Source organism: Pseudomonas savastanoi (assembly GCF_020917325.1).
Taxonomy (GTDB): domain Bacteria; phylum Pseudomonadota; class Gammaproteobacteria; order Pseudomonadales; family Pseudomonadaceae; genus Aquipseudomonas; species Aquipseudomonas amygdali.
In genome coordinates this window covers 1,193,021-1,217,504 of sequence record NZ_CP076652.1, presented here as the reverse complement: position 1 = coordinate 1,217,504, position 24,484 = coordinate 1,193,021, and the positions used below count along the sequence as shown (strand labels likewise).

At 58.3% G+C, this 24,484-nt stretch carries 23 protein-coding genes and 1 pseudogene; 10 read left to right on the top strand and 14 right to left on the bottom strand.

Annotated elements, in window-relative coordinates; translation table 11 throughout:
- Positions 1 to 66 precede the first annotated feature (66 nt).
- Positions 67 to 279 (top strand): cold-shock protein, encoded by a 213-nt coding sequence (locus KP808_RS05410; RefSeq protein ID WP_002552288.1) that lies wholly within the window; start codon positions 67 to 69, stop codon positions 277 to 279.
- Positions 280 to 423: 144 nt separating this feature from the next.
- Here the strand turns inward: KP808_RS05410 and lptG are convergent, their stop codons facing one another.
- Positions 424 to 1,485: an LPS export ABC transporter permease LptG gene (lptG, locus tag KP808_RS05405; protein ID WP_002552287.1), complete on the bottom strand. Its 1,062-nt coding sequence runs from the start codon at positions 1,483 to 1,485 to the stop codon at positions 424 to 426.
- A complete protein-coding gene (lptF, locus tag KP808_RS05400; protein WP_002552286.1) occupies positions 1,472 to 2,599 on the bottom strand; it encodes an LPS export ABC transporter permease LptF in 1,128 nt (375 codons plus the stop codon). The genes lptG and lptF overlap by 14 nt, the downstream gene beginning before the upstream one ends.
- Positions 2,600 to 2,918: 319 nt before the next feature.
- Here lptF and KP808_RS05395 point away from each other — a divergent pair, with 319 nt between their 5' ends.
- The 3 genes from KP808_RS05395 to KP808_RS05385 are packed head-to-tail and all read left to right on the top strand — an operon-like array spanning position 2,919 to position 5,343.
- Positions 2,919 to 4,409, top strand: a complete 1,491-nt coding sequence (locus KP808_RS05395) for a leucyl aminopeptidase (protein ID WP_002552285.1) — start codon at positions 2,919 to 2,921, stop codon at positions 4,407 to 4,409.
- A 57-nt stretch (positions 4,410 to 4,466) separates the two neighbouring features.
- The gene (locus KP808_RS05390) at positions 4,467 to 4,895 is read left to right on the top strand and encodes a DNA polymerase III subunit chi (RefSeq protein ID WP_005756882.1); all 429 of its coding nucleotides are present in this window, start codon (positions 4,467 to 4,469) and stop codon (positions 4,893 to 4,895) included.
- Positions 4,896 to 4,902: 7 nt separating this feature from the next.
- Positions 4,903 to 5,343, top strand: coding sequence for a DNA polymerase III subunit chi (locus KP808_RS05385; RefSeq protein ID WP_230017649.1), 441 nt, complete (start codon positions 4,903 to 4,905; stop codon positions 5,341 to 5,343).
- A 43-nt stretch (positions 5,344 to 5,386) separates the two neighbouring features.
- Here KP808_RS05385 and KP808_RS05380 read toward each other — a convergent pair whose 3' ends face one another.
- A complete protein-coding gene (locus KP808_RS05380) occupies positions 5,387 to 6,481 on the bottom strand; it encodes an RHS repeat-associated core domain-containing protein (protein WP_230017647.1) in 1,095 nt (364 codons plus the stop codon).
- 273 nt (positions 6,482 to 6,754) lie between these two features.
- Here KP808_RS05380 and KP808_RS05375 point away from each other — a divergent pair.
- Positions 6,755 to 6,925, top strand: a pseudogene (locus KP808_RS05375) (DNA polymerase III subunit chi); the annotation flags it as partial.
- A 44-nt stretch (positions 6,926 to 6,969) separates the two neighbouring features.
- Here KP808_RS05375 and KP808_RS05370 read toward each other — a convergent pair.
- Positions 6,970 to 8,055, bottom strand: a complete 1,086-nt coding sequence (locus KP808_RS05370; protein WP_230017645.1) for an RHS repeat-associated core domain-containing protein — start codon at positions 8,053 to 8,055, stop codon at positions 6,970 to 6,972.
- A gap of 168 nt (positions 8,056 to 8,223) precedes the next feature.
- Between KP808_RS05370 and KP808_RS05365 the strand changes: the two genes are divergently transcribed.
- Entirely contained in the window at positions 8,224 to 11,070 is a 2,847-nt protein-coding gene (locus KP808_RS05365; protein WP_230017644.1) for a valine--tRNA ligase, read from the top strand.
- Positions 11,071 to 11,156: 86 nt separating this feature from the next.
- Entirely contained in the window at positions 11,157 to 12,143 is a 987-nt protein-coding gene (gene rlmF, locus KP808_RS05360) for a 23S rRNA (adenine(1618)-N(6))-methyltransferase RlmF (RefSeq protein ID WP_058402069.1), read from the top strand.
- A gap of 816 nt (positions 12,144 to 12,959) precedes the next feature.
- Here the strand turns inward: rlmF and KP808_RS05355 are convergent.
- Entirely contained in the window at positions 12,960 to 13,241 is a 282-nt protein-coding gene (locus KP808_RS05355; protein WP_002552279.1) for an HU family DNA-binding protein, read from the bottom strand.
- A gap of 393 nt (positions 13,242 to 13,634) precedes the next feature.
- Between KP808_RS05355 and yejK the strand changes: the two genes are divergently transcribed.
- Positions 13,635 to 14,636, top strand: coding sequence for a nucleoid-associated protein YejK (gene yejK / locus KP808_RS05350; RefSeq protein WP_044320535.1), 1,002 nt, complete (start codon positions 13,635 to 13,637; stop codon positions 14,634 to 14,636).
- Positions 14,637 to 14,641: 5 nt separating this feature from the next.
- Positions 14,642 to 14,992, top strand: coding sequence for a glutaredoxin family protein (locus KP808_RS05345; protein ID WP_230017632.1), 351 nt, complete (start codon positions 14,642 to 14,644; stop codon positions 14,990 to 14,992).
- Between the two features lie 285 nt (positions 14,993 to 15,277).
- Here the strand turns inward: KP808_RS05345 and KP808_RS05340 are convergent, their stop codons facing one another.
- The 4 genes from KP808_RS05340 to KP808_RS05325 all read right to left on the bottom strand — a co-directional run bounded on the left by KP808_RS05340 (position 15,278) and on the right by KP808_RS05325 (position 17,631).
- A complete protein-coding gene (locus KP808_RS05340) occupies positions 15,278 to 16,210 on the bottom strand; it encodes a glutathione S-transferase family protein (RefSeq protein ID WP_230017630.1) in 933 nt (310 codons plus the stop codon).
- 103 nt (positions 16,211 to 16,313) lie between these two features.
- A complete protein-coding gene (locus KP808_RS05335) occupies positions 16,314 to 16,616 on the bottom strand; it encodes a GIY-YIG nuclease family protein (RefSeq protein WP_058409298.1) in 303 nt (100 codons plus the stop codon).
- On the bottom strand, positions 16,609 to 17,100 hold the full coding sequence (locus KP808_RS05330) for a nuclear transport factor 2 family protein (RefSeq protein WP_230017628.1): 492 nt from the start codon (positions 17,098 to 17,100) through the stop codon (positions 16,609 to 16,611). The genes KP808_RS05335 and KP808_RS05330 overlap by 8 nt, the downstream gene beginning before the upstream one ends.
- Before the next feature lie 87 nt (positions 17,101 to 17,187).
- Positions 17,188 to 17,631 carry a winged helix-turn-helix transcriptional regulator gene (locus KP808_RS05325; RefSeq protein ID WP_003365360.1) on the bottom strand — a complete coding sequence of 148 codons (444 nt, stop codon included), beginning with the start codon at positions 17,629 to 17,631 and terminating at the stop codon, positions 17,188 to 17,190.
- A gap of 48 nt (positions 17,632 to 17,679) precedes the next feature.
- Here KP808_RS05325 and KP808_RS05320 point away from each other — a divergent pair, with 48 nt between their 5' ends.
- Positions 17,680 to 18,618, top strand: coding sequence for an aromatic alcohol reductase (locus KP808_RS05320; RefSeq protein WP_230017626.1), 939 nt, complete (start codon positions 17,680 to 17,682; stop codon positions 18,616 to 18,618).
- A gap of 42 nt (positions 18,619 to 18,660) precedes the next feature.
- Here the strand turns inward: KP808_RS05320 and KP808_RS05315 are convergent, their stop codons facing one another.
- The 5 genes from KP808_RS05315 to KP808_RS05295 form a co-directional block, all read right to left on the bottom strand.
- Entirely contained in the window at positions 18,661 to 19,890 is a 1,230-nt protein-coding gene (locus KP808_RS05315; RefSeq protein WP_230017624.1) for a CynX/NimT family MFS transporter, read from the bottom strand.
- A 166-nt stretch (positions 19,891 to 20,056) separates the two neighbouring features.
- A complete protein-coding gene (locus KP808_RS05310; RefSeq protein WP_003365366.1) occupies positions 20,057 to 20,821 on the bottom strand; it encodes an amino acid ABC transporter ATP-binding protein in 765 nt (254 codons plus the stop codon).
- A 10-nt stretch (positions 20,822 to 20,831) separates the two neighbouring features.
- Positions 20,832 to 21,929: an amino acid ABC transporter permease gene (locus KP808_RS05305; RefSeq protein WP_058400626.1), complete on the bottom strand. Its 1,098-nt coding sequence runs from the start codon at positions 21,927 to 21,929 to the stop codon at positions 20,832 to 20,834.
- Positions 21,930 to 21,939: 10 nt separating this feature from the next.
- Positions 21,940 to 23,121, bottom strand: a complete 1,182-nt coding sequence (locus KP808_RS05300; RefSeq protein ID WP_122258173.1) for an amino acid ABC transporter permease — start codon at positions 23,119 to 23,121, stop codon at positions 21,940 to 21,942.
- Positions 23,122 to 23,191: 70 nt separating this feature from the next.
- A complete protein-coding gene (locus tag KP808_RS05295) occupies positions 23,192 to 24,220 on the bottom strand; it encodes an amino acid ABC transporter substrate-binding protein (protein WP_002552268.1) in 1,029 nt (342 codons plus the stop codon).
- Positions 24,221 to 24,484 lie beyond the last annotated feature (264 nt).

The window sequence follows — 24,484 nt, the reverse complement described above, 5'->3', positions numbered from 1 at the left end:
CCCCAGTGCTCTTTCGTGTGAAAGAGGCTGTAACCAATTCAAGTCAAGCGTCAAGGAAATAAGAAAATGGCTGATCGTCAGAGCGGTACCGTCAAGTGGTTCAACGATGAAAAAGGTTTTGGTTTTATCACTCCTGAGAGCGGGCCGGATCTGTTCGTACACTTCCGCGCCATTCAGGGTAACGGCTTCAAAAGCCTGAAAGAAGGCCAGAAAGTTACCTTCGTTGCCGTGCAGGGCCAAAAAGGCATGCAGGCTGACGAAGTTCAAGCCGAAGCCTGATACGACACACTCTCGTACGTACAGAAAGCCTCTGACAGCAATGTCAGAGGCTTTTTTATATGTGCGATTCCGCTCGGCAAGTACATGAGTACGCCCATGAAAAAGCCGACTCAAGGTCGGCTTTTTCACTGCGGCTACACGACGCTATCCGGCGCGGCGCAGCAGATACACACCGGCCAGCGCACAGGCTGCAGCAGGCATCAGCACGGCCAGCAACGGCGGGAAACCGAACAGCAGGCTGGACGGGCCGAGCAGGTCCTGAATGATGCGGAAGGTAAAGCCGACCACCACCCCCGTGAACACGCGCTGCCCCAGCGTAACCGAACGCAGCGGGCCGAAGATGAACGAGATTGCCATCAGCACCAGCGCTACTGTCACAGCCGGTTGCAATACCTTGGTCCAGAACGCCAGCCAGTAGCGGCCATTGCTCAAGCCCTGATCAGCCAGATAATGCGCGTAGTTCCAGAGACCGCTGATCGAAAGCGACTCGGGCGGCATGATCACTGTGCTCAGCAATTGCGGGCTCAACGCTACATCCCAGCGCTCGACCGGCGTATTGATGACCTCGGTACGGCCGTCATTGAAATGCGTGGTACTGACGTCCTTCAACTCCCAGTAATCGGTCTTGAAATTGGCCTCTTTGGCAAAGCTGGACGTCAGCATGTGGCGTTGATCGTCGAAACGGTAACGTGTCACGCCAAGCATCAGACCATTGGGCTGGACGGTGTTGATGTGGATGAATTCGTCACCCTGACGGTGCCAAAGACCATGCCTGGCGCTCTGCGCATCACCCGAGCCCTGAGCCAGCGAGCGAGCGGCCTGAGCCTGGTTCTCGGCGTAGGGAGCCACGTACTCGCCGACCAGTACACCAGCAACCATCAATAGCAGCATCGGCTTCATGACCGCCCAGACGATGCGCCCGATGGACACACCTGCTGCACGCATGATGGTCAGTTCGCTGCTGCTGGCCAGCGTACCCAGACCAATGAGGCAACCGATCAGGGCAGCCATTGGCAGGGTGTCGTAGACACGCCGCGGCGCGGTCAGCATGACGTAGCTGAGGGCATCCGCCAGTGTGTAGGTGTCACTGATATCACCCATCTCGTCGATGAACGCGAACAATGAAACCAGCCCCAGAATGATTCCCAGAACCGCAAGAATCGCCAGCAATACGCTTTTACCGATGTATCGATCAAGCTTGACCACGAGTCACCTCCGTGACGCTGCGACGACTCGCCATCTTCAGACGCAGAGGCTCCCAATAGAACAACAGCAGGCCAATGGACAGGTAGATGCCATGCACCCACCACATGCCAAGGCTGAGCGGCAGCTTGCCCTTCTCCAGCGAACTGCGCACCGAGATCAGAATGGCCAGATAAGACATGTACAGAAGGATCGCCGGCAAAAGTTTCAGGTAACGGCCCTGACGCGGATTGACGCGCGACAACGGAATAGCCATCAACGTGACGATGAACACCGACAGCGGCAGCGAAATACGCCATTGCAGCTCGGCGACAGAGCGCGGTGCCGGGTTGCCGATCAGTTCGCTGGTCGGAATGGCCTCACGGTCGGTGATTTCTTCACTGATTTCCGGTTTGGGCAGCATCGCCCCGTAGGTGTCGTACTTGATCACACGATAATCAGCCGCACCAGGATTGCCATCGTAGCGGTAGCCGTTTTCGAGGATCAGGAAGCGACTGCCATTGGGCCTTACCTCCTGATGGCCCTTCTCTGCCACCAGCACGGTAATACCGTTGTCCTTGCTCTTGTCGCCGGACATGCGTTTTTCAGAGATGAACACACCAGCCAGTTGCGAGCGGTCTTCCGACAGTTCCTTGGTGTAAGTGATACGCGTACCGTCACGCAGCGCCTGAAAACGGCCCGGCACCAGCGTGTCGAACTCGGTCATGGCGTCCTGCTTGTTGATCAGCAGCGAAAACTGGGTAGCGCCCTGTGGAGCCAGACTGAAACTCAGCCAGGCGACCAACAGCCCGACCAGCGTGGCAGGCCCCATGGTGATGGCAAGCAGCCGCTGCTGACTCATGCCGGTGGCGGCCAGCACGGTCATTTCACTTTCCAGGTACAGGCGCCCGTAAGCCATGAGAATGCCAAGGAACAGGCCCAGCGGCAGAATTACCTGCAGAAAGCCTGGCAGGCGGAAGCCCATGATCAGGAACAGCACGCCCGGATCGAGCGCACCGGACGCGGCCTGCGCCAGGTACTTGATGAAGCGTCCGCTCATGATGAACACCAGCAGCACGGCGCTGACCGCGCTCAAGGTAAGCAGCACTTCTCGGGACAGATAACGGAAGACAATCAAACCAGACACTCCAGAGTTGTCAGGCTCAGGCAGCCAAACAGGGAAAAATTGTGAGCCACGGCAACCAGAGATTCACGCCGGCAAAAGGCGTGGGCATCAAAAAATATGCGGCATTATCCTGTGATTGTGTGTTTCTGTCACTGCGCACCGGGGATAGTTCGCACTTACACGCAACGCAGGCGGCTCTACGGGGTTGTCAGCAGTCGTGCAGCGGGGTCAAACTGCAAGGCTTACCGCGGGCATTCTCCTTGAAAACACTCAGGCCATCCCGCGTACATCATTCATATTGCGACTCTCATCGTCTACTCGGGGACCCCACATGGAATTGGTTGTTAAAAGCGTAAGCCCAGAAACCTTGAAAACCGCAACGCTGGTGGTCACCGTCGGCGAAAGCCGTGTACTGGTTGGTGCTGCCCAGGCTGTCGACATCCTCAGCGGCGGAGCCATCTCCCTCATTCTCAAACGCGGTGATCTGGCGGGCAAGGTCGGTCAGAGCCTGCTGCTGCACAACCTGCCCAACATCAAGGCCGAGCGCGTTCTGCTGATCGGTACCGGCAAGGAAGGTGAACTGTCGGACCGCCAGCTGAAAAAAATCGTCGGCGCAACACTGACCTGCCTCAAAGGCCTGGGCGGCAGCGACGCTGCGATTGCGCTCGATGACCTGTCAGTGAAAAACCGCGACACCTACGGCACGGCTCGCCTGCTGGTCGAGGCTCTGGCGGATGGCGAATACGTCTTCGACCGCTTCAAGACCCAGAAAGCCGAAGTTCGCGCCCTGAAAAAAATCACCCTGCTGACCGACAAGGTCCGCATAGCCGACATCGAGCGCGCTTCCACTCACGCCAAGGCGATCGCCACCGGCATGGCACTGACCCGCGACCTGGGCAATCTGCCACCTAACATCTGCCACCCGACCTACCTGGGCGAAGAAGCCAAGGCGTTGGGCAAGGCACACAAGAATCTGAAAGTGGAAGTTCACGACGAGAAGAAACTGGCCGAACTGGGCATGGGCTCTTTCCTCGCAGTGGCTCAAGGCAGCGCCCAGCCACCTCGCCTGATCGTCATGAACTATCAGGGTGCCAAAAAAGGTGATCAGCCCTTCGTGCTGGTCGGTAAAGGCATCACGTTCGACACCGGCGGCATCAGCATCAAGCCTGCCTCGGGCATGGACGAGATGAAGTTCGACATGTGCGGCGCTGCCAGCGTATTCGGTACCCTGCGCGCCGTACTGGAACTGAAACTGCCGATCAATCTGGTGTGTATTCTGGCCTGCGCCGAAAACATGCCGAGCGGCACCGCGACACGTCCCGGCGACATCGTCACTACCATGAGTGGCCAGACGGTCGAAATTCTCAACACCGACGCTGAAGGCCGTCTGGTGCTGTGCGATGCACTGACCTACGCCGAACGCTTCAAGCCACAGGCAGTCATCGACATCGCCACTCTCACCGGCGCGTGCGTGGTTGCGCTGGGCGGCCACACTTCCGGCCTGCTGGGCAACAACGACGCGCTGATCAATCAGTTGCTCGACGCTGGCAAACAGGCGGATGACCGTGCCTGGCAATTGCCGTTGTTCGATGAGTACCAGGAGCAGCTCGACAGCCCGTTCGCCGACATCGCCAATATCGGTGGCCCGAAAGGCGGCACCATCACGGCGGCCTGCTTCCTGTCGCGCTTCACCAAGGCCTATGACTGGGCTCACCTGGACATCGCTGGCACTGCGTGGCTGAGCGGCGGCAAGGAAAAAGGCGCCACCGGACGTCCGGTTCCGCTGCTGACCCAGTACCTGCTCGACCGCGCTGGCGTATAAAAAGACACCCTGGCGTGTCGGCTTCACGGTCGATACGCCACTGGTTCTGGAACCTGTATGACCCAAGTCGATTTTTACATCCTGCCCAGCGCCGATCCTGCCGCGCGCCTGGACTTTGCCTGCAAACTAACGGAAAAAGCCTGGCGTTTGGGCCACAAGGTCTATCTGCATTGCAGCGATGCAGCGCAGCGTGAAGACCTTGATGCCCGGCTCTGGCGCTTCAGGGGCGAAGTGTTTCTGCCCCACGGCGACGCCGAGAGCGACTCCGATGCCCCCGTGGTGCTGGGTCTGGGTGACGACTCGGGCGCTCACGAGGACCTGCTGGTCAACCTCGACCTGAGCATTCCGGCCTTCTTCAAACGCTTCGCCCGCGTGGCAGAAGTGGTTGTCGAAGACCCGGCCATACGTCTTGCCGCACGCGAGAGTTTCCGTTCATACCGTGAACAGGGCTATCCTCCGCAAGATCACCGACTGCAGCGCCTTTGAGGACACGATGGATACTTCAAAAAAAGCTGAATCCGCGCATTTGCTGAACGATCTGGAATCGATCCGCCAATTGCTCGGCGATGACTCCGCACACTCCCCGCTGCCGAACGACCCGGCTCGTCCGGAAGGCCAGATTCCTCTGTTATTCGATGTGGTCGGCGCTCGCCCCGACGCGACTTATCAACAGGACTTCGACGAAGACGACATCCCGACGCTGACGCCTGATGTGCAAGCCGCACCTGTCGAGCAGCTTCAGACCGTTCAACAGCCTGCCCAGCCTCAAGCACTGCCGAACCCGGATGCCCTGCTGCATCTGGACAACGAATTGCGTGCCGCCGCACAGTTGATCCTGCAGGACGTGATCGCCGACTTCGCCCCGCACATCGAGACTGAAATCAAGCGTCGGCTGGAGGCAAGGCTGGAGCGGTTATTGGCCCAGCAGAAGTGAACGTGTGATCAGGAGTCCGGAGTACACACGCATGCAGACGCTGTCAGGGAGAATTCAATAGGGAGCGAATCTCTGCTACTTGCCGCTCCATTTTCCCCTTGAGACTAATTTGGGCATACCAGGCTCCCATGAGCGTTTTGCGTTTAGCCACATCTCTTTTTATATTTAGCAGCATTTCGGGAGACCCTTCGTGCTCCTTGAGCTTAATAGCCGATGCCTTCTTGAAATCGTCGTAACCGGTATTGGGTTTACCCGTGAATTTGTCAGAGAATGAGTGCTCTACACGCCAGGCCTCCTTGATTCGATCGCTCATTTTTTGACTGGCGTTCGCCGTGACTTTTTCAAACCGTACTTTGAAGTCTGCACTCTTGAATACACTCGGCAGAAAACCCGGTTCGTTTTCTATAGCGCTGCGAAGGTCCAACAGTACGTCTGGGTTACTGGCGTCTACAAAACGCTTATTTAACTGCACGGCTATCAGCCCGGCTCCTCTCTCATTCAACGTATTAGACGCTCCACTCACTGCGGCCATATTTTTGAAAGACAGGTGCCTGAATATTCTGTCAAGCGCCAGGTCTGGTAACGTGTCGAGAAAGAGTCTGTGGACCCCGACGTGTCCACCCGGATCACTTCGATTAACCGGGTCCCCCTGACAATACGCATATGCATTCAAGCCTCCCCGCCCAAATGGACTTAACGAGTCTGGCCGGTTGAAACGCATCAGCACCGGGTTGAACGCGCGGTAGCCGTTACCCAGCAGGTAATGCCCGGTCACAGGGTCCGCGCGCTCGCCATTGAAGCCGGAAAAGGGGCCGCCCTGCGCGCGATGTCCGTAAGGGCTATAAGCAAGCGGCTGCCGTTCCTCTGAACTCAGGGCATGCAGCACGCTGATTTGCCTGTCGGTGCCCAGCAGGTCGGTCCGAGTGATGGAGCCGTCCGTTTCATACTCAGCCAACAAGCGATCATCGCCGTGAAATACACGACGGCGCGTTGCACCCTGTATCTCGACCGTCAAACGGTTCTTTTGATAAAAACGCGACACTGCACCCTTTGCTCCGGGGTCGACGACGGCAATACGGTCCAGCGCGTCATAGCGATATCGACACAGTACGCGCCTGCTTTCCGAAGTCTTGTTCATGGCCGCATCCGTCCTGTGATCAATGCTTGAACACCGGATCATGCCCCTCTCCCCCCTCGCCGCCTACTGACAGATCTGCCAGCTGTGGCCCGGCACATATGTGCTTGTCGCTTGCCGTCAGGTCTATGCTTACCGGTTTCCGAATCAATGCCACAGGTTCCCGCCGCGCATGGACAAGACTTACCAGCCGTACGCCATCGAAACTTCCTGGTATCAGACCTGGGAGCCCGAAAATTTATTTCGCTCCGCAAGGCGTAGCAGACAGCTCCACCGCAAGCGCAGCCCAACCCTGATGCACTGCTTCATCTGAACAGCGAACTGCGCGCAGCCGCGCAATTGATCATGCAGGACGTGGTCGACGGCTTCGCCCTACCTATAGAAAACGAGATCAAGCGTCGGCTGAAGGCAAGGCTGGAGCGGTTATTGGCGCAGCAGAAGAAGTGAAGCGCGCGGTTTGGAAACTGGCTCACATGCGTGTGGATACGTTATTAGCGAGGATTGAATGTGGAGCGGATATCAGCTATACGCCGGCCCGTGTCTGCTTCACGATTGATAAGTTCATTCCATTCCTTGTGCAACTTCCTGTAGTTTTCCATGAGCCCAGTGATTCTTTTCAGGCTCTCTGACTGATAGCGCTGGGCACGCTCTAGCGCGCGCGTAGCCTGCAACTCACTGCTTCCACTCACGCCAGCCACGTGATCAAGAATCGATTGTGTTTGACGATCAACGCTATTTATCTTTCTACTGAATCCTTGCTCGATGCTCGTCGCTACATACTTGAACTGCGCGCTGTAGAAAGCGTCATGGCTTAGCGCCCCGGTCGTACTTAAATGCCCTTCAATTGTCGACAGTGCGCTGGGATCGTTTATATCAACCCAAACCTTTTTTAATGTTTTTGATACTCTCTTACCTATTTGAGGGGTCGTTGCACTCAGCGCGGCCGCGTCTTCTAGAGAAACGCGCTTGAGTATATTCTCAAGGAGCTCATCAGGCAGCACTTCAAAAGCGAAACTCCTGGCCGCGCGCGTGACCGCCGCAAACCCTGGAATATGCCCATCAGGATCACTCCGGTTAACCGGGTCGCCCTGACAATAAGCATACGCATTCAGACCTCCCCGTCCAAATGGACTCAGAGTGTCCGGGCTATTGAATCGCATCAGCACCGGGTTGAAAGCGCGATAGCCGTTACCCAGCAGGTAATGCCCGGTCACAGGGTCCGCACGCTCGCCGTTGAAGCCGGAAAAGGGGCCGCCCGGCAAGCGATGTCCGTAAGGGCTATAGCCCAGCGGCTGGTGCCCCTCCGAACTCAAAGCATGCAATACACTGCTTTGCAGGTCGGTGGCCAGAAGGTCCGTCCGGGCGACAGAGCCTTCAGTCTCATACTCCGCTAACAAAAGGTTTTCACCGTGAAATACACGGCGACGCGTTGCACCCTGTATCTCGACCGTCAAACGGTTCTTTTGATAAAAACGCGACACTTCACCCTGTGCTCCGGGGTCGACGAAGGCAATACGATCCAGCGCGTCATAGCGATATCGGCACAGTACGCGCCTGCTTTCCGAAGTCTTGTCCATGGCCGCATCCGTCCTGTGATCAATGCTTGAACACCGGATCATGCCCCTTGGTCCACTCGCCGCCAACTGGCAGATCTGCCAGTTGTGGCCCGGCGCTTATGGCTTGTCGCTTGCCGTCAGGTCTATACTTGCCGGTTTCCGAATCAATGCCACAGGTTCCCGCCGCGCATGGACAAGACTTACCAGCCGCACGCCATCGAAACTTCCTGGTATCAGACCTGGGAGTCCGAAAATTATTTCGCTCCGCAAGGCGTGGGTGACTCGTACACCATCATGATCCCGCCGCCGAACGTCACCGGCAGCCTGCACATGGGCCACGGTTTCAATAACGCGATCATGGACGCCCTGATCCGTTTCCGTCGCATGCAGGGTCGCAACACGCTGTGGCAACCGGGCACCGACCACGCCGGTATCGCCACGCAGATGCTGGTGGAGCGTCGTCTTGAAGCGCAAGGCGTGAGCCGTCATGAGCTGGGCCGCGAGAAGTTTCTCGACAAGATCTGGGAATGGAAAGCCGAGTCCGGCGGCAACATCAGCCGTCAAATCCGCCGTCTGGGCTCGTCCGTCGACTGGAGCCGCGAGCGCTTCACCATGGACGACGGCCTGTCCGACGCCGTGAAGGAAGCCTTCGTGCGCCTGCATGAAGACGGCCTCATTTACCGTGGCAAACGCCTGGTCAACTGGGACACCAAGCTACACACCGCGATTTCCGACCTTGAAGTGGAGAACCACGACGAGAAAGGCCATCTGTGGAACCTGCGCTATCCGCTGGCCGACGGTGCAAAAACCGCCGAAGGTCTGGATTACCTGATCGTTGCCACCACTCGCCCGGAAACCATGCTCGGTGACGCCGCCGTTGCGGTGAACCCACAGGACGAGCGCTACAAGGCATTGATCGGCAAGTTCGTCGAACTGCCACTGGTAGGCCGCCGCATCCCGATCATCGCGGACGACTACTGCGACCCTGAATTCGGCACCGGCTGCGTGAAGATCACCCCGGCGCATGACTTCAACGACTATGAAGTCGGCAAACGCCACAACCTGCCGCTGCTGAACATCTTCGACAAGAATGCCAACGTATTGCCCGCCGCTCAGGTGTTCAACCTTGATGGCACGCTGAACGAAAGCGTCGACGGCAGCCTGCCTGCGGCCTACGCCGGTCTCGACCGCTTTGAAGCGCGCAAGCAGATCGTTGCTGCGTTTGATGCCGCCGGCCTGCTGGTCAGTGTCGATGATCACGCCCTTAAGGTGCCGAAAGGCGACCGTTCAGGCACCATCATCGAGCCGTGGCTGACCGATCAGTGGTACGTCTCCACCAAGCCATTGGCCGAGCCTGCGATTGCCGCTGTCGAAGACGGCCGCATCGCGTTCGTGCCCAAGCAGTACGAAAACATGTACTTCTCGTGGATGCGCGACATCCAGGACTGGTGCATCAGCCGTCAGCTATGGTGGGGCCACCGCATTCCGGCCTGGTACGACGAATCCGGCAAGGTTTACGTCGGCCGCGACGAAGCCGAGGTCCGGGCGAAAAACAACCTGGGGCCGGAAATCGCGCTGCAGCAGGACAACGACGTACTGGACACCTGGTTCAGCTCGGGCCTGTGGACCTTCTCCACGCTCGGCTGGCCGGAAAAGACCAAGGCACTGGAGACCTTCCACTCCACCGACGTACTGGTCACTGGCTTCGACATCATTTTCTTCTGGGTCGCCCGGATGATCATGCTCACCATGCACCTGGTGAAGAACGAGGACGGTACGCCGCAAGTCCCGTTCAAGACCGTCTATGTGCATGGCCTAGTGCGCGACGGTCAGGGCCAGAAGATGTCCAAGTCCAAGGGCAACGTGCTTGACCCGCTGGACATCGTCGACGGTATCGACCTCGAAACGCTGGTAGAGAAACGCACCAGTGGCCTGATGCAGCCGCAGCTGGCGAAGAAGATCGAGAAGCAGACCCGCCAGGAGTTCGCCGACGGCATCGCCAGCTACGGCACCGACGCCCTGCGCTTTACCTTCTGCTCGCTGGCATCCACCGGTCGCGACATCAAGTTCGACATGGGCCGCGTCGAAGGCTATCGCAACTTCTGCAACAAGATCTGGAACGCTGCGCGCTACGTGCTGGACAAAGGCGAAGACTGCGGCCAGAACGGCGAAGCTGTCGAACTGTCGCTGGCTGATCGCTGGATCATCTCGCAATTGCAGCGCACCGAAGCCGAAGTGACCCGCCAACTGGATCAGTTCCGCTTCGACCTCGCCGCCCAGGCGCTGTACGAGTTCATCTGGAACCAGTATTGCGACTGGTATCTGGAGCTGTCCAAGCCTGTGCTGTGGGACGAAACCGCACCGGTCGAACGTCAGCGTGGCACACGCCGTACGCTGGTACGCGTGCTCGAAGTCGCACTGCGCCTTGCGCACCCGTTCATGCCGTTCATCACCGAAGAAATCTGGCAGCGCCTCGCACCGCTGGCGGGCGCAGAAGGCAAAACCATCATGCTGCAACCCTGGCCAGTGGCCAACGAAGCACGCATTGATCAGGCTGCCGAAGACGACATCGAATGGCTCAAGGGCCTGATGCTTGCCGTGCGCAACATCCGTGGCGAAATGAACATCGGCCCGGGCAAGCCGCTGCAACTGTTCCTCAAGAATGTGAGTGCCGAGGATCAGCGCCGCCTGAGCGAAAACGATTACCTGCTCAAGAAGCTGGCCAAGCTGGAATCGATGACCGTACTGACCGAGGGTGCAGAAGCACCACTGTCGGCCACTGCGCTGGTGGGTGACATGGAAGTGCTGGTGCCAATGGCCGGGCTGATCGACAAAGGGGCCGAACTGGCGCGTCTGGACAAGGAAATCCAGCGCCTGCAAGGCGAAGTGCAACGCGTCGGCGGCAAGCTGTCCAACGCAGCGTTCGTCGACAAGGCACCGCCTGAAGTCATCGCCAAGGAACGCGCCAAGCTGACCGAAGCCGAACAGGCACTGGGCAAGCTGGCCGAGCAACACGCCCGCATCGCCAGCCTGTAAGGTGGCCAGAAAAGCCAGCCCGATCATGGGCTGGCTTTTTGTTATCTGAATTTCTGTACTCGACATCACGGCTGACCATCGAACCCATGACCGATACCCGCAAACCTCCGCGCAAAAAGCCTCAGCGGCCAGCCAAACCTGCTGCGCCGCGTGAAAAGGCCACCTTGCACCCGCGCAATCGTCATCAGGGTCATTACGATTTTCCGAAGCTGATCAAATCCAGCCCCGAGCTGGCAGCGTTCGTGATCCTCAATCCGTATGGCAAGGAAAGCATCGACTTTGCCGATCCGCAGGCGGTGCGGGTGTTCAATCGCGCTCTGCTCAAAGCGTTCTATGGCATCGCCCATTGGGACATTCCGGCCGATTACCTGTGCCCGCCCATTCCAGGGCGTGCGGACTACCTGCACTTCCTGGCCGACTTGCTGGCCGAGGACAATGAAGGCGTGATCCCACGCGGCGCATCCATCAAGGCGCTGGATATCGGCACCGGAGCCAATTGCATCTACCCACTGCTGGGGCATAGCGACTATGGCTGGCAGTTCGTTGGCTCGGACATCGACAGCACGGCCATCGCGGCGGCTACCACGATCATCAAAGCCAATGGCCTCAGCAAGGCCATCAGCGTGCGCCAGCAGGGCAATCGCAAGCAGATCCTGCTAGGGTTGCTCGACAGCAGCGAACGCTTCCACGTGAGCCTCTGCAACCCTCCCTTCCATGCTTCGCTGGATGAGGCGCAGCGTGGCAGCCAACGAAAATGGCGCGCACTGGGCAAGGCTGATCCCAGGCGCAAGCTGCCGGTTCTCAACTTCGGCGGGCAATCTCAGGAGCTGTGGTGCGAAGGCGGCGAGATCGGCTTCGTGACCCGACTGATCCAGGAAAGCGCCACATTGCCGGGCCAGGTGGTGTGGTTCAGCACCCTGGTGTCCAAGGCATCCAACCTGCCACCGATCCAGAGCGCCCTGAAAAAAGCCGGCGCGCTTGAAGTGAAAGTAGTCGAGATGGGCCAAGGCCAGAAACAAAGCCGCTTCGTGGCCTGGACCTTCCTTGACAAGGCACAACGCACACCCCACTGATAGGGCTATCGTGCCGCATCGACGATCGTGCGACGCCACGTCGGCAGGCCTTAATCTCGACTATCGTGCGACGCCGCGTCGGCAGGCCTTAATCTCGACTATCGTGCGACGCCGTGTCGGCAGGCCGTAAACTCGATTATCGTGCGACGCTCCGCGTCGCATGCCGTTCTGGACGCTCCGCGTCCTCTCTCGAGTATGCAGTGCGGCGCAGATCTGTGACGCGGAGCGTCACGCAAGGCGTTCCCACGCTGGAGCGTGAGGAACGATAATCTCAACTATCGTACGACACTCCGCCGACATGCCGTAATCTCGATTATCGTGCGACGCTCTGCGTCGCATGCCGTTCTGGACGCTCTGCGTCCTCTCTTGAGTATGCAGTGCGGCGCAGATCTGTGACGCGGAGCGTCACGCAAGGCGTTCCCACGCTGGAGCGTGAGGAACGATAATCTCAACTACCGTACGACGCTCCGCCGACATGCCTTAATCTCGATTATCGTGCGACGCTCCGCGTCGCATGCCGTTCTGGACGCTCTGCGTTCTCTCTTGAGTATGCAGTGCGGCGCAGATCTGTGACGCGGCGCGTCACGCAAGGCGTTCCCACGCTGGAGCGTGAGGAACGATAATCTCAACTATCGTACGACGCTCCGCCGACATGCCTTAACCTCGATTATCGTGCGACGCTCCGCGTCGCATGCCGTTCTGGACGCTCTGCGTCCTCTCTTGAGTATGCAGTGCGGCACAGATCTGTGATCAGACGCCCACAAAAAAGCCGTGCCCGGTTAACCGGTGCACGGCTTTTTCACAGCAAGCGGTTGCTTACTTGTTGATCGAGTCGGTCAGCACTTTGGCTGGTACGAACTTGATAACTTTCTTGGCAGCGATTTCGATGGCAGCGCCAGTCGAAGGGTTGCGGCCAGTGCGAGCCGGACGCTCTGCAACTTTCAGTTTGCCGATACCTGGCAAAGTGATTTCCACGCCGTTTTCCAATTGGTCGGCAACAATTTGGCCCAATTGCTCAAGAGCATTACGCGCGGTAGTTTTTGGCGCGTCGATAGCTTCAGCGATATCGGCGATCAATTGGTCTTTAGTAAGAGCCATGGTGGTGTTCCTTCCCTATCAAATTCATTTGGATTGCAGAGTGCAACGTCGGCCCGTGGCCAGGCAATGAACCTGGCCACCCGCTAGCAGCCACGATTAATCGCGAAAGTGTAGATACTGAAACCGGGCAATGGTTCGACCTACGTGTGCGCTAACTGCATGCTTGACGCGCTAAGTGCGCAAGACCGCGCAAAACTAGCACAGAGCCGGACAAATATCCGCCTCTACCTATCCTTTTGGTCAGGTTTTAATGCCAATTGCACAAAAAACATCCAGCAAACACGCCCTGCTGGCGAAAACCAGCCTGCCCGGGGCCAAGTGGCGCACGCGTGCGTTACACTTGCCGTCTTGCAACGAGCTGCACGCTCTTCACCTTTTTCAGCCGAGAAGCCCATGCCGATCCGTCATTGCATCGTCCACCTGATCGATAAAAAACCCGACGGTACGCCCGCTGTTCTCCATGCACGCGACTCCGAACTCGCTGAGTCCCAGGCCATCGAGAACATGCTGGCCGACCTCAACGAGAGCTACAACGCCAAACAAGGCAAGGCATGGGGCCTGTTCCATCCAGAATCCGGCGCACACCCGTTCAGCGGCTGGCTGAAAGAGTATCTGGACGGTGGCAACGACTTCACCGCGTTCTCGCGCACGGCGGTCGAGCATCTGCAGAAGCTGATGGAAGAATCCAATCTTTCCGTCGGTGGCCATGTGTTGTTTGCCCATTATCAGCAAGGCATGACCGACTACCTGGCCATCGCCCTGCTGCACCACAGTGAAGGCGTGGCAGTGAATGCCGAGCTGGACGTCACCCCTTCACGCCACCTGGACCTGGGCCAGTTGCACCTTGCTGCGCGAATCAACCTGTCGGAATGGCAGAACAACAAACAGTCCAAGCAATACATTTCGTTCATCAAGGGCAAGAACGGCAAGAAGGTTTCCGAGTACTTTCGCGACTTCATCGGCTGCCAGGAAGGCGTTGATGGCCCCGGCGAAACCCGCACCCTGCTCAAGGCCTTCAGTGACTTTGTCGAAAGTGAAGACCTGCCGGAGGAGTCAGCCCGCGAGAAGACCAAGACCCTGGTCGATTACGCCAGCAGCCAGAGCAAGATGGGCGAGCCGATGGGCCTGGAAGAACTGTCCGAACTGATCGACGAAGAGCGGCCACGGGCGTTTTACGATCACATCCGCAACAAGGACTATGGCCTGTCGCCCGAGATCCCGGCCGATAAGCGCACCCTCAACCAGTTCCGCCGCTTCACGGGACGCGCCGAAGGACTGTCGATCAGCTTCGAAGCTCACCTTCTGGGCGACAAGATCGAGTATGACGAAAGCGCAGGCACCCTGATCATCAAGGGGCTGCCGACCCAACTGACCGATCAGCTGAAGCGACGGTAACCGACATGCTGATACGCACCCTCAAGAAGTTCGCGCTGATCATGCTGGTTGTGGTGGTTTATCAGAACTGGGGCAAGATCGAGAACTTCGTCAACCCGCCGCCAGCAAGCGTTGCGCAGAGCTACAGCCAGGCGAAAGTGGTGATGTACGCCACTGACTGGTGTGGCTACTGCAAACAGACGCGGCGCTTTCTCGACAGCAAAGGAATTGCGTATCAGGAGTTCGACATCGAGAAGTCCGAAGAAGGCCGCAAGGCCTACGAAGCACTGGGTGGCAGAGGCATACCGCTGATCGACGTCAACGGCACCTTGATCCGGGGTTTCGACCCGGATCGGATACTGGCAGCATTGAAATAGCCTGGAATAACGTGCCAAAGCTCCGCGTCCCAGATCTTTGCCGCACTGCACACTCAAGAGAGGACGCAGAGCGTCCAGAACGGCATGTCGGCGTGGCTCCGCACGATAGTCGAGATTATCGTTCCTCACGCTCCAGCGTGGGAATGCCTTGGGTGACGCTCCGCGTCACAGATCTGTGCCGCATTGCACACTCAAGAGAGGACTCAGAGCGTCCAGAACGGCATGCGACGCAGAGCGTCGCACGATAAACGAGATTACGGCATGCAACACAGAGCTTCGTAAACTTCAGCGCTTCTCGACCCGAAATCCCATTCTCGGGAAGTGCACATGCACGACGTCGGCGCGTTCGTCTTCGCGGCGCAGGATTAACTCTTCGCGCCCGGTAAAGATCAGTTCACCCTCAACCGCCTCGACGCCATAGTCGACTGCCGAGACAGCGACCTTGTCGCCCGCCTTGAAGCCATTCGGATCAACAAAGACTTCGTCGGGCAGTGGCGCAGGCGTTGCATTTCTGGCGATTTCAATGGCATCAGCCGAACTCAGGTCGCTGAACGTGCCATGCCCAAACCCCAGAACGCGATCAAGCCAGGCACTGACACCCGGATAATCATCGACAAAGGGCGCAGTCACTGGCGTTTGCTTGAGAAACCACAGCGTATGGGCAACCGAAAAATCGGCAATCGAGGGTACGCCAAACAGAAAATCACCACCGCGCGACAACTGCAACTCCAGGCGTGACATCAGCGTGGGCCATTGATGCTTGACCTGCTCGACAGGCGGGCGTGAAGCCGTACCACCGTTGAACAGCGTGGAACGGTCAGCAATGAACGCCTTGGCAGCGTCTGGCGGCACTTTGGCAAATCGTACAGCCATAGACTCAGGCTGAAACACCAGGCTCACGGCATGCAGGAACAGCACCGAATCCGCCCAGGCGGCCAGACCGGCAACCGAAAACTCCTGACCTTGCGGATAAAACGCTGGCGAAGCCTTTTCCTGCTCAAGGCGGCGTGCCATCAGTGCAGTGTCACAGTAGATATCTGCGCCAGCCTGCAACACCGGCGTCCTGCGATAACCGCCTGTCAGCGCGGTCAGGTCGGGCTTGGGCATGATCGACGGGATAGTCACCGAGCGCCATGTGAGGCCTTTGAAACCCAGCATCAGGCGGGCTTTTTCGGCAAACAGTGACGTGGGGTAATGGTGAAGAATCAACTCGGACATGTTCAGCCTCTGCGCACTCGGGAAGCACACAGCTTAACCCGCAGTACCCTGCCCGCCCACAGACTCAAGCTGATGGCACGACATCACGCTCATGGATCGGGGGTCAGGCGTAACTGGCTGCCAGTGCCTCTTTGGCGCTTTTTCTGAGTTTCTTGATCAGCCGCTCCTGACGCAACGCCTCACCCTTGCTGGGCCACTGTTCGACGTAGACCAGCGCCATTGCCGGGCTGGAAGAGAAAAAGCGCGCGCCCTTGCCGCTCTTGTGCATAGCGAATCGGCGCTGCGGATCATCACTGATGCCACAGTACAGCGAGCCGTTGGCAGCGCGCACCAGATAGACAAACCAGGGTTTGCCGACCGCCTGTTCGGAAGTCGGCGCACTCGCGGTGCTGGCAACCTCAGGCACGGCGATTCTCTGAAAAGGTCTTCAGGCCCTTGAGCGCCTGAGCCCTGACGGCATTGCGTACCAAAGGCGTCCAGCCCAGCAGCAGGCCTTTCAAACCCAGTGCCTGACGCGACCAGCGCCACATATCGAAGTGATCGTGATGCTCGCAGATCTTCCCATCACGAAACATGAAACGGGCCTGAATATCGTTGACCACCGTGCGCCCGGTCTGACTGAACAGATAGGTCGCCACCCAATGCGCAGTGCCCGCGCGGTCATCGGCACGCACCTGATGGAAGACCACCGAGAAATTTTTCGCCCGGGAAGTCAGCATGCGCCACATGTCGCCGACCTGAGCGCCACGCAATTCACCAAATGCCGGGTCGCTGAACAGCACGTCCTCGGTGTAACAGGCACTCATCGCCTCGGCATCCAGCTGCGCAAACGCCTCATAAAAGCGGGTGATCAGTGCGCTGTTGGCCTGACTTTGTTCCTCGTAGTTCATGCGTGCACATCCCTTGGCGAATTATCCGTGCACGATAAGCGGCGCTGCGGAAAATGGCGAGGGTTGATGGCGCATCAGCCATCACTTTTACCTGTCCGGATAACGATTTCGCGCTGCACTGAACGCCTCTGAATTTTCAATCACCCAAGTCCACAGCGGAATCATTTGTACCAGCAGCCCCATGCCCAGATCGGTCAACGAATATTCCACCCTGAGCGGCTTCTCGCAGTAGTCATGGCGGGTGATCAACCCGTCCTGTTCAAGCTGGCGCAAGGTATGAGTGAGCATGCGCTGGGTGACACCATGCAGCTTTCGGCGCAATTCGGCATGGCGCAAAGGGCTGCTGACGCCGAGGGCATGTACCACGCCCAATGACCAGCGGTTTCCGGCGTGGCCGAGAATATCGCGCTTGAGACCATCCTCATCATCGCTGAGCGCAGCACAGGCCGCTTCGGAGCGTCTGACCACTTCCTGCGCGTCCAGCCCGCCCGGTATCACCGATGTGCCTACTTTTTGTATGTCGACAGGCATGCCAGCATCTCTCCCGCCTGAATTGAAAGACTGTCCAAAGGGGTCACCATGCAAGCCGATAACGCAAACGTCAAACAACGCATTCTGGTAATAGGCGCAGGAGAGCTTGGGCTCGCCGTGCTGCGAGGGCTGGTCGAGAAAGCCGGAGCATATGACTTGAGCATTGCCGTGCTGCTACGCCAAAGCAGCTTGAGCACTCAAGCGCCCGCCAAGCGTGTGGAAATCGAAGAAATCCGCGCGCTGAACATCGCCATCGAAACCGCCGATCTGGCCGATGCCAGCGTGGACGAACTAGCTACTGTCATGAAGCGCTATGACACGGTAATCAGTTGTGCGGGTTTTGCCGCTGGCCGGGGCACTCAACGCAAACTGACCGATGCGGCGCTCAAGGCCGGCATAAAACGCTACCTGCCCTGGCAGTTCGGCGTTGACTACGACCTTATCGGCCGGGGCAGCCCTCAGGATCTGTTCGATGAGCAACTCGATGTACGAGAAAAGCTGCGCGCCCAGCAGCAAACCGAGTGGGTAATCGTTTCGACCGGTATGTTTACAAGCTTCCTGTTCGAACCCGCGTTCGGTGTCGTCGATCTGCAAGGCGGTCGGATCAATGCGCTGGGCAGCCTCGATACGGCCGTCACAGTCACCACCGCAGAGGACATTGGCAGGCTGACTGCTGCCATCGTGATGCACGAGCCGCGCATTGTGAATCAGGTGGTGTACACCGCTGGCGACACATTGACGTACGCCGGGCTGGCCGATCTTGTGGAGCGTGTCACGGGGCGCGACATCGAGCGGCACGTATGGAGTGTTGCGCAGTTGCAGGCCGATCTGACGGAAATGCCGGATGACAATCTGCGCAAATACCGGGCAGTCTTTGCCATGGGCCGAGGCGTGGCATGGGACGTCGCCCGTACCTACAACGCGAAATCAGGGCTGAGCGTCACCAGTGCCGAACAATGGGCCCTGGCCAATCTGGCTCAGACCTGAAGCAGCTCAAGCCCGGTCCGAACGATCAACAATCATCGAAAATCAAACCTTCTCGCTACTGACCTGCACCTGCAGCGCCCGACCGGCACCCATGCCCGCGATGATGGCACCCAGCCCCAGCACTGCGAAGATCCAGCCAATCGCGTTCCAGCTACCGGTCATGTCGTGAACCACGCCCACGGCAAATGGCCCGGTCGAGGCGATGGTGTAGCCAAAGCCTTGCGCCATGCTCGACAGGTTGGCGGCGACATGTGAGTCACGCGAGCGCAGGACGATCAAGGCCAGCGCCAGACTGAACGTGCCGCCCTGCCCGATCCCCAGCAGAATGGCCCAGCCCCACAGCCCGCCGAGTGGCGCGTACAGGCAACCGAACAGGCCGGTCAGTGTGAGCGACATGACCAGCATGATCGCCAGACGCTGATCCTTGCCGCGTGTGGCCAGATACGGCACCGCCAGCGCGCTGATGACTTGCGCGATGATCGAGCCGGACAGCAGCAAACCGGCCTGGGTGGGCGTCAGGCCGCGACCGATGAGGATCGACGGCAACCATCCGAAGACAATGTACGACAGCGACGATTGCAGGCCCATATACAGCGTGACCTGCCACGCCAGCGGGTCACGCAACAGACCGCGAACTCGATAGACATCGCGATGTGAGCCATGCATTTCACGTGCTTGTGGAAACCAGAACAGCGCCGCAATCAACGCCGGAATCAGCCAGAAACCCAGACCTATTTGCCAGCTGTCGCCGACATACTGGCTCAGCGGCACCGTCGAACCGGCTGCAATCGCAGCGCCCAGGCACAGCGCCATGGTGTAGACACCGGTCATCGCCCCGGCCTTGTGCGGGAAATCGCGCTTGACGATACCGGGCAACAATACGCCGATGATCCCGATGCTCGCGCCCGCCAGCAGGCTGCCAGTAAACAGGCCGACTTCGCCGAACAGGCTGCGTACTGCCAACCCCGACGCCAGAGTCAGGAGGACCACCAAAACCACCCGCTCACTGCCAAAACGCCGGGCAAGAATCGGTGCCAATGGCGCGAACAGGCCCAGACACAAAACCGGCAAGGTGGTCAGCAAACCCGCTTCGGCAGCCGACATCCCAAGGCTTGCGGACACCTCGTTAAGCAACGGCGCAACGCTGGATAACGCGGGGCGCAGGTTGAGGGCGACCAGCACCAGCCCCAGCAGCAATAGCCAGGGGCGCTTCAGAACAGGATGGGCTTGATCGGTAATCGGTTGGGGGCTGGATTGAGCCTTGGCAGTCATCGGTTTCTCGGTAATCAGGTATGTCGACCCTTTTCAGGGGGGCGGTATCCTGTTGGAGAATCATCGCGAATACAAGGTTCAGCCAGAATTGCATACAAGATGCATGGCAAATGCAGGCGAAAAAAACCGGGCGCTTGGCCCGGTTTTCCGTGGAGCAGCTACTGACTCAGTGAATGATCTGACTGAGGAACAGCTTGGTACGATCGCTTTGCGGGTTGTCGAAGAAGTCGTTCGGCGCGGCCTGTTCGACGATTTCGCCTTTGTCCATGAAGATCACCCGGTTCGCCACGGTGCGGGCAAAGCCCATCTCGTGAGTCACGCACAGCATGGTCATGCCTTCTTCTGCCAGGCCAACCATGGTGTCGAGCACTTCCTTGACCATTTCCGGGTCAAGCGCCGAAGTCGGCTCATCGAACAGCATGATTTTCGGCTTCATGCACAAGGCACGGGCAATCGCTACACGCTGCTGCTGACCACCGGAAAGCTGACCCGGAAACTTGTGGGCCTGCTCCGGAATACGCACACGCTCCAGATAATGCATGGCGATTTCTTCGGCTTTCTTTTTCGGCATGTTGCGTACCCACATCGGTGCCAGCGTGCAGTTCTGCAGGATGGTCAGGTGCGGGAACAGGTTGAAATGCTGAAACACCATGCCGACTTCACGGCGGATGGTCTCGATCTGCTTCAGGTCGGAAGTCAGTTCGGTGCCATCGACGATGATACGACCCTGCTGGTGCTCTTCCAGACGGTTGAGGCAACGAATGGTGGTCGATTTGCCCGAGCCCGATGGGCCGCACAGCACGATACGTTCGCCCTGACGCACGTTCAGGTTGATGTCCTTGAGTACATGGAACTGGCCGTACCACTTGTGGACGCCCTCCATGCGGATCATGCCTTCAGCGCCCAGAGGCTTATTGATAACTTCACTCATCACAAAACTCCTAACGCTTGTGGCCTGTGTCCAGCTTACGTTCCAAATGCATGGAATAGCGGGACATACCGAAACAGAAGATCCAGAACACCAGGGCCGCGAAGACATAGCCTTCAGTGGCCATACCCAGCCATGCCGGGTCGGCGGTGGCTTGCTTGACGCTGTTGAGCAGGTCGAACAGGCCGATAATGATCACCAGACTGGTGTCTTTGAACAAGGCAATGAAGGTGTTGACGATGCCGGGAATGACCATCTTCAACGCCTGCGGCAAAATCACCAGCCCCATGCTGCGCCAGTAACCCAGGCCCATGGCCGCGGATGCTTCGTACTGGCCCTTGGGGATGGCCTGCATGCCGCCGCGTACCACTTCGGCGATGTACGCCGACTGGAACAGAATCACGCCGATCAGCGCCCGTAGCAGTTTGTCGAAGTTCATCCCTTCGGGCATGAACAGCGGCAGCATCACCGACGACATGAACAGCACGGTGATCAGCGGCACGCCGCGCCAGAACTCGATGAACGTGACGCACACCACACGCACAGCCGGCATGTTGGAGCGACGGCCGAGCGCCAGCAAAATACCCAGCGGCAAGGCACCGACGATACCCACGGTGGCAATCACCAGGGTCAGCATCAGGCCGCCCCACTGGCTGGTCGGTACGTTGGTCAGACCAAAAGCACCGCCGTGCAGCAGGTAGAAGGCGACAATCGGGTAAATCACCAGAAAGGCAATACCGTAGACAGCCTTGCGCTGAAACTTCGAGATGAACAGCGGCGCAGCACCGACAATCGCCAGGACGGCGGTCAGGTCGACCCGCCAGCGCAGCTCATTGGGGAAGTAGCCGTACATGAACTGGCCGAAGCGCTGCTCGATGAACACCCAGCAGGCGCCCGCCTTGGTGCAGTCTTCCTTGGTCGTGCCGACCCAGTTGGCGTCCAGCAGAGCCCAACTGATGATCGGCGGAACGACCAGATAGATCAGGTAGAGCGAGAACAGGGTCAGCAGGGTGTTGATCCAGCTGGAAAACAGGTTCTGCCGCATCCACGCCATCGGGCCGAACACTTTGCCCGGTGGTGGCATATCAGGTTTGAAAGTATGAGTCGTCATGCGCGTTTCCTCACCGCTCGATCAGCGCAATGCGCTTGTTGTACCAGTTCATCAGCAGGGAAATGCTGATACTGATCGCCAGGTACACACTCATGGTGATGGCAATGACTTCAATGGCCTGTCCGGTCTGGTTGAGCACCGTACCGGCGAACAGGGAAACCATTTCCGGATAACCGATGGCTGCTGCCAGCGAAGAGTTCTTCGCCAGGTTCAGGAACTGACTGGTCAACGGTGGAATGATCACTCGCAGCGCCTGCGGAATGATGACCTTGCGCAGCGTCGGCCCGGGGCGCAGCCCCAGCGAGCGGGCAGCTTCGGTCTGACCGTGACTGACCGACTTGATGCCCGAACGCACGATTTCAGCGATGAACGCCGCCGTGTAGATGGTCAGTGCCAGGGTCAGGGAGATCAGTTCCGGGATCAGCACCCAGCCACCGGTGAAGTTGAAGCCCTTCAGTTGTGGCAGTTCCCAATGCACAGGGCTGCCGAAGACCAGCATGCTCAGGCCCGGGATCACCAGCAGCAACGCCAGACCGACCCAGAACTTGTGAAACGGCTGACCAGTGGCTTCGAAGCGCTTGTTGGCCCAGCGCACCATCATCACGATCGCAATCACGGCAACCACGATGCTGATCAGGAACGCCCATGCACCTTCGGCCGGCAACGCTCTGGGCATATTGAGCCCGCGGCTGCTGACGTAGAACATGTCCAGATAACCATGCGCCTGACGCGGACCAGGCAGCGTGAGGAATACGGCGGTGTACCAGAAAAGGATCTGCAGCAGTGGCGGAATATTGCGGAAGACTTCGACATAAACAGTTGCCAGCTTGCTGATCATCCAGTTCGGAGACAAGCGAGCGACACCAATGACAAAGCCCAGCAAGGTCGCCAGGACAATACCGATGACCGATACCAGCAAGGTATTCAGCAGGCCGATGACGAATACGCGGGCATAACTGTCCGCTTCGCTGTAGTCGATCAGGTGTTGAGCAATACCGAAACCGGCACTGTTCTCAAGAAAACCGAAACCCGAGGTAATACCACGGTGTTGCAGGTTGGTCTGGGTATTGTCGAAGATGAACCAGCCCAACGCGATCACCGCCACGACAGTGATGATCTGAAATAACCACGCGCGCACTTTCGGATCGCTCAGAGAGAGCTTTTGCTTGGGTGCGACGATTTGCTTTTCCATGAAATGCCCCAGGAAAAATCCAACAGAACAACGCCCGACAGGCTGGGAAGCCTGTCGGGCGCCGGGTCAATCAACGAATAGGTGGAGCGTACTGAATGCCGCCGGCATTCCACAGAGCGTTCTGGCCGCGCTTGATTTTCAGCGGGGTACCTTCGCCCAGGTTGCGTTCGAACACTTCGCCGTAGTTACCGACCTGCTTGACGATCTGCACGACCCAGTCTTTCGGCAGCTTGAGGTCCTTGCCGTAAGTGCCGTCGGCACCCAGCATACGGGCTACGTCAGGGTTCTTGGTCGACTTGGCTTCAGCTTCAACGTTCTTGGAAGTGATTTTGGCTTCCTCGGCGTTGAGCATGGCGAACAGGGTCCAGCGAACGATCGAGAACCAGTCTTCGTCGCCTTTACGTACGACAGGACCCAGCGGCTCCTTGGAGATCACTTCAGGCAGAACGATGTAATCGTCCGGCTTGGCCAGCTTGCTGCGCTGTGCGTAGAGTTGCGACTGGTCGGAAGTCAGTACGTCGCAACGACCGCCTTCCAGCGACTTGGCGCTTTCGTCGGAGGTGTCGAAGGTGATCGGGGTGTATTTCAGGCCGTTCGAACGGAAGTAGTCGGAGACGTTCAGCTCGGTAGTGGTACCGGCCTGGATGCAGATGGTTGCACCGTCCAGTTCCTTGGCGCTTTTGACGCCCAGCTTGTTGTTTACCAGGAAGCCGATACCGTCGTAGTAAGTTACGCCGGTGAACACCAGGCCCATGCCCGCATCACGGGAGCTGGTCCAGGTGGTGTTACGCGAAAGGATGTCGATCTCGCCGGATTGCAGTGCAGTGAAGCGCTCCTTGGCGTTCAACTGGCTGAACTTGACCTTGGTGGCGTCGCCGAATACTGCGGCGGCTACTGCGCGGCAGACATCAGCGTCAATACCGGTGATCTTGCCGGTGGAGTCCGGAACGGAGAACCCTGGCAGGCCATCGCTGACGCCGCACTGAACAAAACCTTTCTTCTGAATAGCGTCAAGGGTGGCACCGGCGTTGGCAGCCCCGGTTACACCAAATGCGGCCAGGGCGGTGACGACAGCCAGGGTGGATTTCAACATCTTCATTCAAAAACCTCCAGTTTGCTCTTTGTTGTGTAGGTGTTTAAGTCGCGTCGCACCTTTGTGAGGCGCTAATAACCCGTGCTGGCTTATTTTTGGGTCATGCAACGCTGGGCCTGAATCACGAATCGTCTGCGGGATCATCCCGTCATTCGTCTTCATCATTCAGAATCGGCCCCGTGGACTGAAACCCCATGATTTTCCCGGACCAGAGCGGTACAGGTTGAATCTTGCCGCGAATCCTGACGCATGGACTCCCGAGCTGCTTTT